At 59.7% G+C, this 16,223-nt stretch carries 11 protein-coding genes and 1 pseudogene; 4 read left to right on the plus strand and 8 right to left on the minus strand.

Features of this window, described 5'->3' with window-relative positions; all coding sequences use genetic code 11:
* Positions 1–74 precede the first annotated feature (74 nt).
* The 6 genes from ACWKXT_RS05470 to nasR form a co-directional block, all read right to left on the minus strand.
* A complete protein-coding gene (locus ACWKXT_RS05470; protein WP_454531879.1) occupies positions 75–2,573 on the minus strand; it encodes a nitrate reductase in 2,499 nt (832 codons plus the stop codon).
* The gene (gene nirB, locus ACWKXT_RS05475; RefSeq protein ID WP_454531880.1) at positions 2,570–6,556 is read right to left on the minus strand and encodes a nitrite reductase large subunit NirB; all 3,987 of its coding nucleotides are present in this window, start codon (positions 6,554–6,556) and stop codon (positions 2,570–2,572) included. The genes ACWKXT_RS05470 and nirB overlap by 4 nt, the downstream gene beginning before the upstream one ends.
* Before the next feature lie 13 nt (positions 6,557–6,569).
* Entirely contained in the window at positions 6,570–7,358 is a 789-nt protein-coding gene (locus tag ACWKXT_RS05480; RefSeq protein WP_454531881.1) for an ABC transporter ATP-binding protein, read from the minus strand.
* Positions 7,359–7,367: 9 nt separating this feature from the next.
* Entirely contained in the window at positions 7,368–8,246 is an 879-nt protein-coding gene (gene ntrB, locus ACWKXT_RS05485; RefSeq protein ID WP_454529588.1) for a nitrate ABC transporter permease, read from the minus strand.
* A gap of 2 nt (positions 8,247–8,248) precedes the next feature.
* Entirely contained in the window at positions 8,249–9,496 is a 1,248-nt protein-coding gene (locus ACWKXT_RS05490; RefSeq protein WP_454531882.1) for a CmpA/NrtA family ABC transporter substrate-binding protein, read from the minus strand.
* Between the two features lie 227 nt (positions 9,497–9,723).
* Positions 9,724–10,908, minus strand: coding sequence for a nitrate regulatory protein NasR (nasR, locus tag ACWKXT_RS05495; RefSeq protein ID WP_454531883.1), 1,185 nt, complete (start codon positions 10,906–10,908; stop codon positions 9,724–9,726).
* A 71-nt stretch (positions 10,909–10,979) separates the two neighbouring features.
* On the opposite strand from nasR, the pseudogene ACWKXT_RS05500 reads away from it, so the two are divergent.
* The 3 genes and pseudogenes from ACWKXT_RS05500 to ACWKXT_RS05510 all read left to right on the plus strand — a co-directional run bounded on the left by ACWKXT_RS05500 (position 10,980) and on the right by ACWKXT_RS05510 (position 13,658).
* Positions 10,980–11,332 (plus strand): annotated as a pseudogene (locus ACWKXT_RS05500) (DsrE/DsrF/TusD sulfur relay family protein).
* A gap of 106 nt (positions 11,333–11,438) precedes the next feature.
* Complete coding sequence (locus ACWKXT_RS05505) at positions 11,439–13,223, plus strand: methyl-accepting chemotaxis protein (RefSeq protein WP_454531884.1); 1,785 nt, start codon at positions 11,439–11,441, stop codon at positions 13,221–13,223.
* A 195-nt stretch (positions 13,224–13,418) separates the two neighbouring features.
* A complete protein-coding gene (locus tag ACWKXT_RS05510; protein WP_010432930.1) occupies positions 13,419–13,658 on the plus strand; it encodes a DUF1883 domain-containing protein in 240 nt (79 codons plus the stop codon).
* Positions 13,659–13,688: 30 nt separating this feature from the next.
* Here ACWKXT_RS05510 and ACWKXT_RS05515 read toward each other — a convergent pair whose 3' ends face one another.
* Positions 13,689–14,384, minus strand: a complete 696-nt coding sequence (locus ACWKXT_RS05515) for a gamma-glutamylcyclotransferase (RefSeq protein WP_023344362.1) — start codon at positions 14,382–14,384, stop codon at positions 13,689–13,691.
* Between the two features lie 177 nt (positions 14,385–14,561).
* Positions 14,562–14,792: a putative cation transport regulator ChaB gene (gene chaB / locus ACWKXT_RS05520; protein ID WP_454531885.1), complete on the minus strand. Its 231-nt coding sequence runs from the start codon at positions 14,790–14,792 to the stop codon at positions 14,562–14,564.
* Positions 14,793–15,061: 269 nt separating this feature from the next.
* Here chaB and chaA point away from each other — a divergent pair, with 269 nt between their 5' ends.
* Positions 15,062–16,162, plus strand: coding sequence for a sodium-potassium/proton antiporter ChaA (gene chaA / locus ACWKXT_RS05525; RefSeq protein ID WP_454529592.1), 1,101 nt, complete (start codon positions 15,062–15,064; stop codon positions 16,160–16,162).
* Positions 16,163–16,223 lie beyond the last annotated feature (61 nt).

The following is a 16,223-nucleotide window of genomic DNA, read 5'->3' on the forward strand; positions in this document are numbered from 1 at the left end:
AATGTCGTAAGAATTACCCGGTGCTTACGTAAGAACACCCGTTACCTTAACGCTATTTCTCCCTATTTGCAGCTTTAAGGGGAATTTTCCGGAATTTCCTGAAACATTGTTTTGAGCTCAGGCACGCACGAACCGCAGTTCGTTCCGCAGCGTAACCGCGCGCCCAGCATGGTTACGGAATCACACCCTCCTGCAATCGCCTCCCGTATCGCGTTTTCGCCAACGCTGAAACAGCTGCAGATAATGCGCCCCGGATCGACAGTCTCCCCCACGCCCTCCCCGTTCAGCAATGCGTGGCGGGCTGCAGGCTGCACGGGCGGCGACTGAAAAGCGGCTTCAATCACCGGGTGCGTCAGCACCGGCAGCGCGGTGCCTTCCCAGAAGCCGAGCATCAGCTCGCCGTTATGCCAGGCCAGCACGCTGCTGCGTTCTCCGGTTTGCGCAACCTGCAGCTGCCAGCCCCGGCCGCTGGCATAATCCATGACCCACGACAGCAGCGGCTTATCACCCGCCACCGTCAGGCGAGCAGCTTTACGCCACCAATAAACCGAGGATGGCATTTCCGGCCATTCCCGGGCATAGAGTTCCCCCTGCCAGGCGGGCTGCCAGGGCATGATTCTGACGGCGGTTTGTTTACTCTCCGGCTGGCCCGAAGCCGGATCGACGCGCCCTTCCACCAGCGTATTGACCTTTCCCTGGCGGGCAAACTCAGCGTTCCAGTGCATCGGGGCAAACGCCTCGCCTTCCCGTATTCCGTCGTTGATGCGTACTCTGGCAACCATCACGCCGCGCGGGGAGCTGATGCGCGCCAGTTGGCCGTCGCAGAGGGAAAACCGGATGGCGTCTGCGGCGCAGACCTCAACAAACGGCTCCGCGATATGCTGCATCAGCCGGGGCACGTATCCCGTACGGGTCATGGTGTGCCACTGGTCGCGGATACGGCCAGTGTTAAGGATCACCGGGTATAGCGCGCCAGCCGCCGCGCCGTGCGGCAGCGGATCGACAGGCACTACGTTTCGGCGCGGAAAATTCCCCGTCGGCCACTGGTACGGTTCAAGCCGGTCCCACGCTACACGGGTTAGTCCAGCCAGTTCATGCAGGTTCAATGCCCGCGCGCCGTCATTTTCAAAGGCCGTCAGCGCCGCATGTTCGCCAAAAATCTCGTGCGGATGTTGCCAGGCAAAGGCCTCACCGTAACCCAGCCGTTTCGCAACCTGAGCCACGATCCACCAGTCCGGCTTTGTCTCGCCCGGCGCGGGCAAAAACGCGCGCTGGCGCGAAATGCGCCGCTCGGAATTGGTCACCGTGCCGTCTTTTTCTCCCCAACCCCGCGCCGGAAAACGGATATGGGCGAACCGGCTGGTGTCGGTATCGTTCATCACCTCAGAGACAATCACCAGTGGACAGGCCGCCAGCGCCTGGCACACCGCGTGGCTGTCCGGCAGCGATACGGCAGGGTTAGTGCCCATAATCCACACCGCCTTCACCTCGCCGCGGGCGATGGCGTCAAACAGCTCCACCGCCATCAGCCCCGGCGTCTGCGCCAGCCGTTCCGTTCCCCAGAAACGCGCCACCCGTGAGAGATCGTCCGGCTCGAAGCTCATATGCGCCGCCAGCTGGTTCGCCAGCCCGCCCACTTCCCGGCCGCCCATGGCGTTTGGCTGTCCGGTCAGCGAAAACGGGCCGCAGCCCGGACGGTTGAACTTCCCGCTGGCAAGATGAACGTTAATGATGGCGTTACACTTGTCGCTGCCGCTGGAGGACTGGTTGATCCCCATCGTATAGAGCGTAATGGCGCGAGGCACGGTGACAAACCAGTCGTAAAAGGTACCAATATCCTCTGATGGAAGATCGCAAAACGCCGCCACGCGGGCAATCGGCCACTCATCGGCGCCCTGGATCAGATTGAGCAACCCCACGAACAGCCCGGCGTCGCTGCCGGGCCTGAGCGCCAGGTGGAGATCGGCGATATCGCAGGTAGCGGTGCTGCGCGGATCAATCACCACCACCTTCATTTGCGGATTATTGTGCTTTGCCTGCACCAGCCGCTGATACAGCACCGGATGCGTCCAGGCCGCGTTCGATCCCACCAGCACCACCAGGTCGCTGTTTTCCACGTCCTCGTAGCTGCACGGCACCACATCTTCGCCGAAGGCGCGCTTGTAGCCCACCACCGCCGAGGACATGCAGAGCCGCGAATTGGTATCGATGTTCGCCGCGCCGATAAACCCTTTCATCAGCTTGTTGGCGGCATAATAATCCTCGGTCAACAGCTGGCCGGAGGCGTAAAACGCCACCGCCTGCGGCCCCCATGTGTCAATAATCCCCCGCAGCCTCTCACCCGCCGCGTTCAGCGCCTGCGACCAGTCCACCTCCAGGCCGTCAACAACGGGGTGCAGCAATCGCCCCTGTAACCCCGTCGTTTCGCCCAGGGCCGATCCTTTCACGCACAGGCGACCAAAATTCGCTGGATGGGTTTCGTCCCCCCGAATGCTGACCGCTTCACCTTCCACGCTGGCGACTACGCCGCAGCCAACCCCGCAGTAGGGGCACGTTGTCCGGGTTTCCGTCATGAGGCCTCCGCACGCATCACCAGCTCTTCGTTGCCGACCCACACCTTGCCGTTTTCAATTTTGACCGGCCAGGCGCGCACTGCGGGCTCCCCGCTTTCGGCCTGACGCCCGTCGCGCAGTCGAATGCGCTGCTTGTAGAGCGGAGAGATAACGACCGGCTCGCCCGCCGCATCGCCGAGGATGCCGCGTGAAAGTACGTTCGCGCTGCTGCCCGGCTCCAGATCGTCGAGGGCGTAGACGGTTTTGCCAAAGCGGAACAGCGCGATCGGTTTGCGGCCAAGACGCGCGCCAATGCCCGCCTGCTCGGGGATATCCTCTATGCCGCAAATTTCCTGCCAGCGCTTGCTTTCATCCGACGGCGCGACGTTCACCGCGGTGCGGAACAGCGCCAGGCGGTTGGGATCGTTGAGCGTGGTTTGCCATTCGCACTGGTACGTCTCTACCACCCGGGCCATCTCCTGCTCCAGCTCGTGGGCAATGCCCAGGCTGTCGTTGAGGATCACCTCGCGCAGATAGTCGAGTCCGCCTTCCAGGTTGTCCATCCAGGTGCTGGTGCGCTGCAGGCGATCCGCCGTGCGAATGTAAAACATCAGGAAACGGTCAACGGTGCGGATCAGCGTCTCATCATCCAGATCGCTGGCGAAAAGGTCCGCATGGCGCGGCTTCATTCCGCCGTTGCCGCACAGATAGAGGTTCCAGCCTTTGTCGGTGGCAATCACCCCCACGTCTTTGCTCTGTGCCTCCGCGCACTCGCGGGTGCAGCCGGAAACGGCCATTTTGATTTTGTGCGGGGCGCGCAGGCCCTTGTAGCGGTGTTCCAGCCTGACCGCGAGGCCGGTGGAATCCTGCACGCCGTAGCGGCACCAGGTCGACCCGACGCAGGATTTCACCGTGCGCAGGGATTTCCCGTAGGCATGTCCGGTCTCAAACCCGGCCTCTACCAGCGCCTGCCAGATTTCCGGCAACTGTTCGAGCGTGGCGCCAAACAGGTCAATACGCTGCCCGCCGGTGATTTTGCTGTACAGACTATAGCGTTTCGCAATCTGCCCGATGGCGATCAGCCCGTCAGCCGTCACTTCCCCTGCAGGCATACGCGGCACGATAGAATACGTCCCGTCCTTTTGAATATTGGCGAAGTAACGGTCGTTAGTGTCCTGCAACGGCAGATGCGCCGGTTTCAGCAGATACTCGTTCCAGCAGGAAGCGAGCACTGACCCCACCAGCGGCTTACAGATTTCGCATCCGTGCCCCTGGCCGTATCGGCTGATAAGCTGGTCAAAGTTGCGGATATGGTTGACGCGCACCAGGTGGTAAATTTCCTGCCGCGAGTACGGGAAGTGCTCGCAGATATCCTTTTTCACCTCCACGCCCTGCTCGGCAAGCTGGTACTCCATGACCTGCTTCACCAGCGCGCTGCAGCCCCCGCAACCGGTCGCCGCTTTGGTGCACTGCTTAATGGCGCCGATATCCGCTGCGCCCGCGCTCACCGCCTGGCAGATATCCCCTTTGCTGACGTTATGACACGAACAGATCTGCGCGCTTTCCGGCAGCGCCGCCACGCCCAGCGTTTTCGGCGCGCTGCCTGACAACGCGGGTAATATCAGCGTTTCCGGCTCTTTCGGCAGGCTGATGCCGTTAAGCATCATCTGCACCAGCGTAGCGTATTCGCTGGCGTCACCCACCAGCACGCCGCCCAGCAGCGTTTTGCCGTCGTGGCTGACCACAATTTTTTTGTAGATTTGCTGCGGTCCGTGCGTCCACTGATAGCTCAGCGCGCCCGGCGTGCGGCCGTGGGCATCGCCGAACGAGGCTACGTCGACGCCGAGCAGCTTAAGTTTGGTACTCATATCCGCGCCGGTGAAGGTTTTATCTTCGCCCGCCAGCGCGGCGGCGGCCACGCGCGCCATCTGGTAGCCCGGGGCCACCAGGCCAAAGATTTTCCCCTCCCACAGCGCGCATTCGCCGATGGCAAGCACGTCCGGATCGGAGGTCCGGCAGCCGTCGTCAATGCAGATCCCGCCGCGCTCGCCGACAGCCAGCCCGCTGCTGCGCGCCAGCGCGTCCTGCGGACGAATACCGGCAGAAAAGACCACCATGTCCGTTTCGAGCTGTTCCCCGTCGGCAAAACGCAGCACCAGTCCGTCGTCCGTCGTGGCGATCTCCGTCGTCGCTTTACTGGTGTGAACGCCGACGCCCAGCGCCTCGATTTTTTTGCGCAGCATCGCCGCGCCGTCGTTGTCGAGCTGCACCGCCATCAGATTCGGCGCAAACTCCACCACGTAAGTTTCCAGCCCGAGCTGTTTCAGGGCATTCGCCGCCTCCAGTCCCAGCAGGCCACCGCCAATCACCACGCCGCGACGCGAGCCTGCCGCATGCGCCGCAATGTTGTCCAGATCGTCAAGGGTGCGATAAACAAAGCAGCCCGGCAGATCGTTGCCCGATACCGGCGGCACGAACGGGTATGAGCCAGTCGCCAGTACCAGCTTGTCCCAGTGAGTCTCATGCCCGCTGGCGGTGCGCACCACGCGCGCATCGCGGTCAATAGCGACGATCTGCTGCGAGAGGCGCAGCTCAATACCGTTATCGGCAAAGAACTCCCCCTCCACCAGCGAGAGCGACGCCGCGCTGCGGCCGCCAAAATATTCCGACAGATGTACGCGGTCATAGGCGGCATAGCGCTCCTCGCCAAAGACAACAATCTGATACTGCTGATGCAGATTGCGGTTAACGCAGTCTTCGAGGAAATGATGGCCGACCATACCGTGCCCAACCACCACCAGAGTAGGTTTTGTCATAGCGTTCTGTCCTGCAACCTGCGGTTGCGTAGTGAAACGATCGAACAGCCAGTCCGCGTGCGCGGGCGCAGCCGTTGCCAGTAAATCGGTAAATGTCGCCGCGCTGCGGCAGTCGCCCATCAGCAGCACGCCAGCCAGCGCCCCCTGCTGGATCAGTAAACGTCGATAGTGACGGCTCAGCGGATCCCATGAACTCCAGACCACATCGCCCTCCTGCGCCGCCACGCGACCGAGGCTGAACAGCTCCACGCCGGTCACCTTGAGGCGCACGCCGTTGTCGGTCAGGGTAAACGGCGCAGTGACGTTCCCGGCCAGCCGCGCGGCGAGGATATCCGCCTGCGCCAGGCAAGGGGCAACCAGGCCAAACGTCTGGCCGTCAATTTCGCAGCACTCGCCAATGGCGTAGACGTCCGGTACGGAGGTCTGCATCTGCTGATCCACCACGATGCCGCGCGCACAGCGAATGCCGCAGGCCTGCGCCAGCGCAACGTTCGGCTGCACGCCGGTTGCCAGCACCACGCGCGCGGCGGCGATGCTGTGCCCGTTGAGTAGCGTCACGTTCTTGCCGTTAATCGCCGCGATGCCAGAGGCGAGCTCACAGCTAACGCCCCGCGCCGCCAGCGTATCTTCCAGCAGCATTCCCGCCTGTTGGTCAAGCTGCTGTTCCATCAACCACGGACCGCGATGAACAATTGTGACGTTGTCACCTTTACGCGCCAGCGCTGCCGCCGTCTCAACGCCGAGCACACCGCCCCCCAGCACCACCGCCGGACCAGTGATGGCCTGAATGGCGCGGATATCCTCCAGGGTACGGAAGGTGAATACGTGCGGCGCATCGCCGCCGGAAATTGGCGGAACAAAGGGCGTTGACCCGGTAGCAAACACCAGCGCATCCCAGACCAGCGTGCGGGCGGTGGTTTGCACTTCCCGCGCGTTCACGTCCACGGCAATCGCCTTTTCGCCCCGCAGCACCGTCACGCCGCGCGCCTGGTACCATTCGTCATTCTGAAGGCTGATGCCCGCAGCCGTTTTTTCACCGCCCAGCACCGGCGAGAGCTGGATGCGGTTATAGGCATGTTCCGGCTCGTCACCGATGACGGTGATAGCGAAACGACCGGAAGCACGCCCGGTGAGCGACGCAATCAGCCGGGTAGCCGCCATGCCATTACCGATAATGACCAGTCGCATCAAAGCCCCCTCGCTACGCCGCTTTCGGCTGTTTTTCGTAGAGGAAATGGAGGATCTGCTGGCGCATGTGGTGATAGCGGCTGTCGTCCGCCAGCTGCACCCGGTTGCGCGAGCGCGGCAGGTCAATGCGCAGGATTTCTCCCACGGTGGCCGCCGGGCCGTTGGTCATCATCAGCACACGATCGGAGAGCAGCACCGCCTCGTCCACGTCGTGGGTAATGAGCACGATGGTGGTGTTCAGCGCCTGCTGGATCTGCATCACCGAGTCCTGAAGATGGGCGCGCGTCAGCGCATCCAGCGCGCCGAAGGGTTCATCCATCAGCAGCACTTTCGGCTTCATCGCCAGCGCGCGGGCAATCCCGACGCGCTGCTTCATGCCACCGGAGATCTCACCCGGACGTTTATGCAGCGCGTGACCCATCTGCACGCGGTCGAGGTTGTGCGCGATCCACTCTTTGCGCTCGGCCTTGCTCATGGTGTGACGGAACACCTGATCCACCGCCAGCGCCACGTTGTCGAAGCAGGTCAGCCACGGCAGCAGCGAATGGTTCTGGAACACTACTGCGCGCTCCGGTCCCGGCCCGGCGATTTCACGGTTGTCGCAAATAAGCCCGCCTTCCGTCGGCAGCGTAATCCCGGCGATGAGGTTGAGCAGCGTCGATTTGCCGCAGCCGGAATGGCCAATCAGGCTGACGGTTTCGCCCTCGTGAATATCAAAAGAGACGTTTTGTAGCGCCAGAAACTCGCCGCTGGCGGTGGAAAAACGCTGGCTCACGGCCTGGACCTGAATTAATGGTTTCATGTTCGCTCCTTATTTTTCCTGCCAGCTAAAGCGACGGGCAATCAGCATCAGCCCCTGCTCCAGAAGCAGCCCGACCACGCCAATGATGACGATGGCGATGAGAATGTTTTCGACGTTGAGGTTGTTCCACTCGTTCCAGATCCAGAAGCCGATGCCCAGGCCTCCGGTGAGCATCTCGGCGGCGACAATCACCAGCCAGGCGATGCCGATGGAGAGGCGTACCCCGGTTAACACCGCAGGCAGTACTGCCGGGAAAAGAATGCGGCGCATGACGGTCCACTCGGAAAGCTGCAACACCCTGGCGACGTTAAGGTAGTCCTGCGGAATGCGGCGAACGCCTTCGGCGGTGTTGATCACCATCGGCCAGATGGAACAGATAAAAATGGTCCAGCTCGACGCGGGCTCCGCTTTCTGGAACAGCAGCAGGCCGATGGGCAGCCAGGCCAGCGGGCTGACCGGGCGCAGAAGCGCAATCAGCGGGTTAAACATGCGCGCGAAAAAGGTAAAGCGGCCAATCAAAAAGCCCAGCGGAATACCCGCCAGCGCCGCGAGGCCAAAGCCGATGGCGACGCGCTGCAGTGAAGCAAGCACGTTCCAGCCAATGCCCATATCGTTAGGTCCGTCGCGATAAAACGGATCGGCGAACAGGGTCATAGCGGAATCGAGCGTGCTGAGCGGCGTCGGGAAACCTTTGCTGTTTATCGCCGCCAGCTGCCAGAGCACCACCAGCAGCCCGAGACCGAGCAGCGCCGGGATAACGCGCTGGAAAAAGTCGTTCATCCGGCGCGCAAAGGCGGGCGGGCGGCGGCGAACCTGTACCGGAGGCAGGACAATCACTTCCCCGGTCTCTGACGTCTCTTGTGGTTTCGTGTTTTGCAGATGCGGCATAATCAGGCCCCTTTACGGTGAATGGCGAAACGGCTGGCGTACCCTTCCGGATCGGTACCGTTCCAGACGGTACCGTCCATCAGCGTGCTGCTGCGGTACGGTGATGACGGTGTGGACATGCCGCCGACGGCGGTGGCGGCATCCTGCCAGACCGCGGTCTGGTTAATGCGCTGCGCGATGCCCGCGTAGTCCGGCGCGGCTTTAAGCAAGCCCCAGCGGCGGAACTGGGTTAAGAACCACATACCGTCGGAGAGATACGGGTAGCTCACGGCCCCCCCGTTGAAGAAGCTGATCGGGTGCGCGTCCTGCCAGCGCTGGCCCAGGCCGTTGTCGTACTCGCCGAGCATGCGTCCGGTGAGATACTGTTCCTTGCAGTTGAGCCAGGCGCGGCGCGAGAGGATCTGCGCGGTTTCACGCTTGTTCTCAGGGGACGCCTCAATCCAGCGCGCGGCCTCCATCACGGCGCTCACCAGCGCCCGGGCGGTGTGCGGATTTTTCTCCACCCAGTCACGGCGCGTGCCGAGGATTTTTTCCGGGTGATCGGCCCAGATGGACTGCGACGTGGCGGCGGTAAAGCCGATACGGTCGTTAATCGCCCGCGCGTTCCACGGTTCGCCGACGCAAAAGCCGACCATGTTGCCAATGCGCATGTTCATCACCATCTGCGGCGGCGGCACCACCACCGTGCGCACGTCGTCAAAGGGGTTAATGCCCGCGCTGGCCAGCCAGTAGTAAAGCCACATGGCGTGCGTGCCCGTCGGGAAGGTATGCGCGAAGGTGTAAGTTCCCGGCGCGTGCTGCCCAATCAGCGTTTTCAGCCCGTCTAGATCGCGAACGCCCTTCTCTGCCAGGTCGCTGGAGAGTGTTATGGCCTGCCCGTTCTGGTTGAGAGTCATCAGGTTCGCCATCTGCTGCGGTTTGCCCGCGATGCCCAGCTCCAGCCCGTACAGCAGGCCGTAAAGAATGTGTGCGACGTCCAGCTCTCCCGCCACCAGTTTGTCGCGCACCGCCGCCCAGCTCGCCTCTTTGGTGGGGACAAGGGTGATACCGTATTTCTTATCAAAGCCTTTCAGGGCTGCGATAACCACCGGGGCACAGTCGGTCAGCGGGATAAACCCGATGCGTACCGTCTCCTGTTCCGGTTTATCCGAGCCCGCCGCCCATGCGGCCTCCATGACACCCGGTAACAGCATTGCGCCACTCGCCAACATGCTGGCCTGCAAAAACCGCCGTCTCGACAAATCCGCCATAACCGCTCCTGAAAAAAAGCCAAAAAAAAGCGTCCGCCGTGCCGAAGCACCGCTGGACGCCTTTATCCCGAAGACGGGTGCACCGCCGTTGGCGCACCGTCAAAAATGGTTAATTGATTAATGCAAAGTCAATGCCAGGTTTTAAGACCTTGTTTTCGGGGCGATAGCCCGCGTTCACTGCCCTTCACGCACCTCAATCAGGCACTAAATGCCCACTGATTGTGCAGCTACTCCTTAGGTGTTATCTGCCAAACACTCTTTACCGTAAGCAAGGCGCGGGCGATATCGACCATACGCTGGTTCTTGTCCATCGCCATTTTACGCAGCGTCGTCCAGGCCTGCTCTTCGCTCATATGCTGATGGGTCATCAGCACGCTTTTGGCTTTATCAATGGTTTTACGCTCCTCGAGCGTATCGCGCAGCGACGCAAGCTGACGGGAAAGCTGCTCTATCTCGCGCGCCTGCTGACGCACCAGGGTCAGCAGGGGTTTATCCGGGTAATGCGCCAGCGGATCGTCCTGCTCATCCACAGAACGCGGGTATGCCTCGTCGCGCTGAATGCGCTCGGCTACCGCAACCATCAGGTCGGCGATGATTGTCTCTTCCAGCGCGCGCAGATGCTCCAGCCGCGCCGTTTGCAGCGCAAACCAGGCCAGCGCGGTATGACCATTGTCTGCGGCTGGCTGGCGGGTACAGGCCACGCGCCGGAGTTGCTCTGTCTCGCGATCGGGCTGGCAGTTGAGGGAAAAGGTCGCCTGCAGGTTAGCCTCGCTGTGGGAGAGAAAGATCTCAAAGCAGGCCTGCTGACCGTCAATGCGGTCAACCAGCCGCTGGCGGGTAACATCATCGAAAAAGCCCTGCGTGAAGCCAATCGCCCCCAGCGCCCGCTCTTGTCCCGCCAGCTCTTTGCCCTGCATCAGGCTATAAAGGGCGACAAAACGGCCTGCGATTTGCGGATCGTCAATGCTGTCATTAAGCTGCGGCACGATACTGATCAGGTGGCGGAGCATGCGGGAGTAGTGCTCCATTGCCTGCGGCGCCGTCAGCGTTTGCTGGCTTACACCGTCGCGCAGGGCGGGAAGCGTCTCCAGCGTGAGCAGCGCGCTGCCGATACGTTCGCAAACGGCGCTTCCCGGAATGGGGGACTGATTTCCAAGAACGTCATAAAGCGCAGCGAGGTTTTCGTCCACCAGCGCCCGGCTGGCTTTGCATTCAGGCGCGTAGAGCTTACCCTGTGAACAGAGCCAGACGTTGGATGCCCCGCGTTCGCACTGTAGCATATGCACCAGTTGGCTGATGCCACGCACCAGCGCGCCAAGCTGCGCCAGCCTGCTGAGCTGCTCCCGGCGCATCAGTCTTGCGCGCTGGAGCCATTCGGTTGCACCTGGCGAAATGCCGGTCATTAATGTCATGCTCACTCCCCCGGACAGCGAAACTCTGGGGAATAAAGCAATATTCGTGCCTTAAAAGAACAGGAGTCAACATGCAGAAAATTGTGATCGTCGCCAACGGTGCGGCCTACGGCAGTGAATCCCTTTTTAACAGCCTGCGCCTGGCGATCGCGCTGCGCGAAAAAGAGAGCGACCTGGCTTTGCGGATATTTTTAATGTCCGACGCCGTGACCGCCGGGCTGAAGGGTCAAAAACCGGCGGAAGGCTACAACATTCAGCAGATGCTGGAGATCCTGACCGCGCAGGACGTGCCGGTAAACTCTGTAAGACCTGCACCGACGGACGCGGCATCACCGCGCTGCCGCTGATTGATGGCGTGGAAATCGGGACGCTGGTCGAGCTGGCGGAGTGGACCCTGACCGCCGATAAAGTATTAACTTTTTAATAATAAACCCGTAAAAATATTATTTTCTTATGGACGCGGTTTCAGCATCAAGTTTACCTGCGGGGTTGCCGATAGGCATGGAAACAACACAGCAGGTATTTCACTTATGTTCAGATCGATTCGCGCACGCATCATCGCCGCGACGACAGGCTGCCTCGTCGTCGCCCTTCTCCTTAACACCGTTATAAACTTCCAGGTCACGCGTCAGGATAATCAACAGTCACAGCGCGATATCCTGACCAGCACCAGCGCCAGCCACAACATGGCGATTGCTGACTGGGTGAAAAGCAAAATGACGGTGATTACCTCCGCACAGACCGTTGCGCTGGCTGACGATCCGGTTTCGGTGTTTAAGCAGCTTGCCCAGGCGGGCGGCTTTACCAACGTCTACGTGGGCTATGCCAGCAAGACGGCGAAATTCTCCGATCCGACGGGCGTCCCGGCGGATTACGACCCGACCATCCGTCCCTGGTATCAGCAGGTGGTCAGCACCGATGGGCCGGTGGTGACGGCACCCTACGTTGACGCCGGAACCGGGAAGCTGGTAGTGACCTTTGCCGTGCCGGTGAAGGAGAATGGCAGCCTGAAAGCGGTGGTGGCAGGCGATGTCGCCATGGATAGTGTGGTGGCAAACGTGCGCGGGATCCATCCGACTCCGGCCAGCAGCGGGTTGCTCCTGAACAGTGACGGCAGCGTGATTGCCGCTAACGATCCGGCTCTTACGCTGAAGCCGTTTGCTGAGACGATCAAAGGCATTGATTTTGCTGCGCTGAAAAGCGGCAATCCGGTCGATGGCATGCTGAATGACGTTGAAAAAACCTTCATCGCCACGGCCGTACCGGGCACGAACTGGTTCCTGGTGGTCGCCCTCGATAATAGCGACGCCACTTCCGGCATGCGTTCTCTGCTGAAAGCCTCTGCTGTTTCGCTGGTGATCCTGGCGCTCCTGAGCGGCGCTCTTGTTCACATCCTGATCGCCCGCCTGCTGAAGCGTCTGTCCGACATTCGCGACGCGATGCACAACATTGCCAACGGCACCAACGATCTGTCCCAGCGCCTGCCGGATAACGGCGATGACGAAGTGGCGCAGATTGCGCAGGCGTTTAACGCCTTCAGCGATAAGCTCTCGGTGGTGATGGTCCAGCTCCGCGACGCCAGCGCCTCGGTGAAAAACGCCGCGCAGGAGATTGCGGCAGGCAACCAGGATCTCTCCGGACGTACCGAGCAGGCGGCGTCCAGCCTGCGCGAAACCGCCAGCGCCGTGGAAGAGATCACCGCCTCCGTCACCCAGTCGAATGAATCGGCAGCTGAAGCCAACGACCAGGCGAGCAAGGCCTCCGCGGCAGCAGCGCGCGGCGGTGAAGTGGTTTCTCAGGCCATCAGCACCATGCAGTCTATAGAAGTAGCGTCCGCTAAGATTGGTGATATTACCAGCGTGATTGACGGCATTGCCTTCCAGACCAACATTCTGGCGCTGAACGCCTCGGTTGAGGCGGCGCGTGCCGGTGAGCAGGGGCGCGGGTTTGCCGTGGTCGCGGGCGAAGTACGTAACCTGGCGAGCCGCAGCGCCCAGGCGGCGAAAGAGATCAAATCACTGATTGATTCCACCACCGACAGCGTGGCAACCGGCTCCCGTTACGTACATCTGGCCGGGGAAAGCATGGATGAGATCCGCTCCAGTATCGGCAGCGTCTCTGGCATCATGCGCGAAATTTCCATTGCTACCAGCGAGCAGATGAAAGGCATTCACGAGATCAATCACGCGGTGACGCATCTCGACCGCATGGTGCAGCAGAACGCCGAACTGGTGGTACAGTCCGCCGCAGCGGCCAGCGCGTTGCAGAGCCAGGCGGGCGACCTTGCTGAAACCGCCGGTCATTTCCGCATTTAATTTTCTCCCGGCGCGGGTTTACCGGCTAAAACCCGCGCCAGCTGAATGCTTTCAGGCATTTTGTCATTTTTGTTTAAACGTTATGCCATTTTTTGATCAAAATCATCATCCCATGTCCCCCACTTTGGTGTTATGCAATGAGTAATTTGTGAACAATATCACGCTCGGGATGGGCAAAATCGACGGGGTAAACAAATGGCACTGGTGAAAACAAGTTTGAAACTGTTTGGCGGGGATACGGTGGTGGTGCGTTGCTCAGAGCGCTGTCGCATTCATCTCATGAGTTCAAAAGCGCAAAAGCAATCGCAGGCAGATATTTTGACGGTGCAGGATGACAAGGCGTGGCTGACCGTGCCATATACCGGCACGTGGGATGTGCTGATCGACAGCCACAGTCAGTCGCTGGAGCATTCTGTCAGCTACGTGGCAGCGTAAGATTACACGCCCGGCCAGCCGGGCGAATTCTCAGGCAAAACCCGGTCGCAGCGTGCCGTTAAGCGGGTTCCCTTCCAGCAGCGCCTTCACCTTCACCACCAGCTCATTCAGACAATCGTCCTTCATGCCGAGGCGGGTCAGCTCCTGATCGAGAGAGAAAAGGTACTGCGCGTTGGTGCCCAGCGGCCCGCTGGCGGCGGCAATTAACGGGGCAATCACCTGCGTGCGGGTATCGGCTTCATACAATGGATGGCGCGGATCCATAATAAACACCAGCGCGTTAACGGTGCGTCCGTCGTCAAGCTCCAGCTTGCACCAGCTCGGCATATAGCAGCCGGTGATCATCTCGCGTTTCCAGAGCAGTGTTAGCTCCTCTTCAAGCGTGGCATCCGGGAGGCGATACGCCACGCCCGTGGTGCGTCCGCCCTCTTTCAGTGCAAGCATGCGTCCTGGCTGACACGCGCTGCCGCGTCCTGCCGTCAGGCGCAGGCAAAATGCGCGGTGCCAGCCGGGCAGCGTTCCCGTTGCCGATTCAACAAATTCGAGAGCCGGGTTCCACATCAGTGAACCATAGCCAAAAATCCATACCGGGCCATCATCCGGGCGGCAGGCAAGCGTGGCAGCGAGCGACGCCGCACGTTGTTCAGCTGACCAGAGAAGCGATTCCTCAATAGCACCAAATGCCGTCTTACAATCTGCCTTCATTAAGAAATCACGCGTTAACACTTTACACCTCCGCCACTGCATGCTTCCTTGCGACATCTGTAATTCGCCTTCCCGGCATTATGTGCTGGTCATTTTGCCAGCAGTCAAATTACGATAAGCAATTAGCGGACCAGTTGCAATACAACGGCAGTTCAACCGCCTGAAAAGTCAAAATGAAGGCAGCGAATTATTTCATGGCTATTTCTTTTTATGCCATTTATCGTCGTCTCCTTTCTCATATTCATGTTTTACGGCGGCCCAGGCGACTTTGTGCGCCGTCTCTTCACGGCTGGCATCATCCCGGCGATCGTCTTTATCTTTGTACTGATCCCAGGCGCTGTTAAATGCCTCTTTGTAGATATCCTGCGCGTGTTCAGGCAGGACGTTTTTCACGTTATCGGGTAATTCGCGTTTCGTTTTATAGGGCATCGCTAACCTCTCTTTTGGTTAAAAAGATAAGTGTGGACGACGATGCGCAAGGCTGCCACCCGGCGATAAACAATGAACATGAATGATTCTTAATATATTGTTATTTAATATTTATTTACTGAAAACAGTATATTATAAGCATCAAATAAGAAAATCATGACAAAGGGTAAAATTAAGTAAAAAATAAAGGGTATTTAACAGATTTCTGTTAATTTAATGCCCTTAAAATCTATCTATAATTACAAGCACCTGCATTGATGGAGAAGCACATGACAGCAACACACGAGGCGGTAAAGACCCGCCACAAGGAGACGTCTCTCATTTTCCCGGTTCTGGCACTGGCTGTACTGCTCTTCTGGGGAAGCAGTCAGTCACTGCCAGTGGTAGTGGGTATTAATATTCTTGCCCTTGTGGGCATTTTAACCAGCGCGTTTAGCGTCGTTCGCCATGCGGACGTCCTGGCCCACCGTCTGGGCGAGCCTTACGGTTCGTTAATTCTCAGTCTTTCCGTTGTTATTCTTGAAGTCAGCCTGATTTCCGCGCTCATGGCAACCGGAGATGCCGCTCCGACGCTGATGCGCGATACGCTCTACTCCATCATTATGATTGTGACGGGCGGCCTGGTGGGCTTCTCCCTGTTACTGGGCGGACGCAAATTTGCGACCCAGTACATGAATCTTTTTGGCATTAAACAGTATCTGATCGCCCTTTTCCCGCTGGCAATCATCGTACTGGTCTTCCCGATGGCGCTGCCGGGCGCGAACTTTTCCACCGGACAGGCGCTGCTGGTCGCGCTGATTTCCGCAGCCATGTATGGCGTGTTCCTGCTCATTCAGACCAAAACGCACCAGAGCCTGTTTGTTTACGAACATGAAGATGACAGTGACGACGATGACCCGCACCACGGCAAGCCGTCGGCGCACAGCAGCGCGTGGCACACGGTTTGGCTGATCGTGCATCTGATTGCGGTTATCGCGGTCACCAAAATGAACGCCAGCCCGCTGGAGACGCTGTTGACCGAGATGAACGCCCCGGTGGCCTTTACCGGTTTCCTGGTGGCGCTGCTGATTCTGTCCCCTGAAGGGTTGGGCGCGCTGAAAGCGGTATTGAATAATCAGGTGCAGCGCGCAATGAACCTGTTTTTCGGCTCCGTACTGGCGACGATTTCACTCACCGTGCCGGTGGTGACGCTGATTGCCTTTATGACCGGAAATGAATTGCAGTTTGCGCTGGGCGCGCCGGAGATGATTGTCATGGTGGCGTCGCTGCTGCTGTGCCAGATTTCGTTCTCCACTGGCCGCACCAATGTGCTGAACGGCGCGGCGCATATGGCGTTGTTTATTGCGTATTTGATGACGATATTTGCGTAAGATTGATCCGGTGCGGCCTGATGCCCTCTCCCAGTGGGAGGGAGAACAAAAAACCCGCCGA

Source organism: Enterobacter sp. UPMP701 (genome assembly GCF_053709515.1).

Coding starts and splice junctions, on each gene's coding strand:
- ACWKXT_RS05470 (WP_454531879.1), bottom strand. CDS start 2,573: ATGACGGAAACCCGGACAACGTGCCCCTACTGCGGGGTTGGCTGCGGC.
- nirB (WP_454531880.1), bottom strand. CDS start 6,556: ATGCGACTGGTCATTATCGGTAATGGCATGGCGGCTACCCGGCTGATT.
- ACWKXT_RS05480 (WP_454531881.1), bottom strand. CDS start 7,358: ATGAAACCATTAATTCAGGTCCAGGCCGTGAGCCAGCGTTTTTCCACC.
- ntrB (WP_454529588.1), bottom strand. CDS start 8,246: ATGCCGCATCTGCAAAACACGAAACCACAAGAGACGTCAGAGACCGGG.
- ACWKXT_RS05490 (WP_454531882.1), bottom strand. CDS start 9,496: ATGGCGGATTTGTCGAGACGGCGGTTTTTGCAGGCCAGCATGTTGGCG.
- nasR (WP_454531883.1), bottom strand. CDS start 10,908: ATGACATTAATGACCGGCATTTCGCCAGGTGCAACCGAATGGCTCCAG.
- ACWKXT_RS05505 (WP_454531884.1), top strand. CDS start 11,439: ATGTTCAGATCGATTCGCGCACGCATCATCGCCGCGACGACAGGCTGC.
- ACWKXT_RS05510 (WP_010432930.1), top strand. CDS start 13,419: ATGGCACTGGTGAAAACAAGTTTGAAACTGTTTGGCGGGGATACGGTG.
- chaB (WP_454531885.1), bottom strand. CDS start 14,792: ATGCCCTATAAAACGAAACGCGAATTACCCGATAACGTGAAAAACGTC.
- chaA (WP_454529592.1), top strand. CDS start 15,062: ATGACAGCAACACACGAGGCGGTAAAGACCCGCCACAAGGAGACGTCT.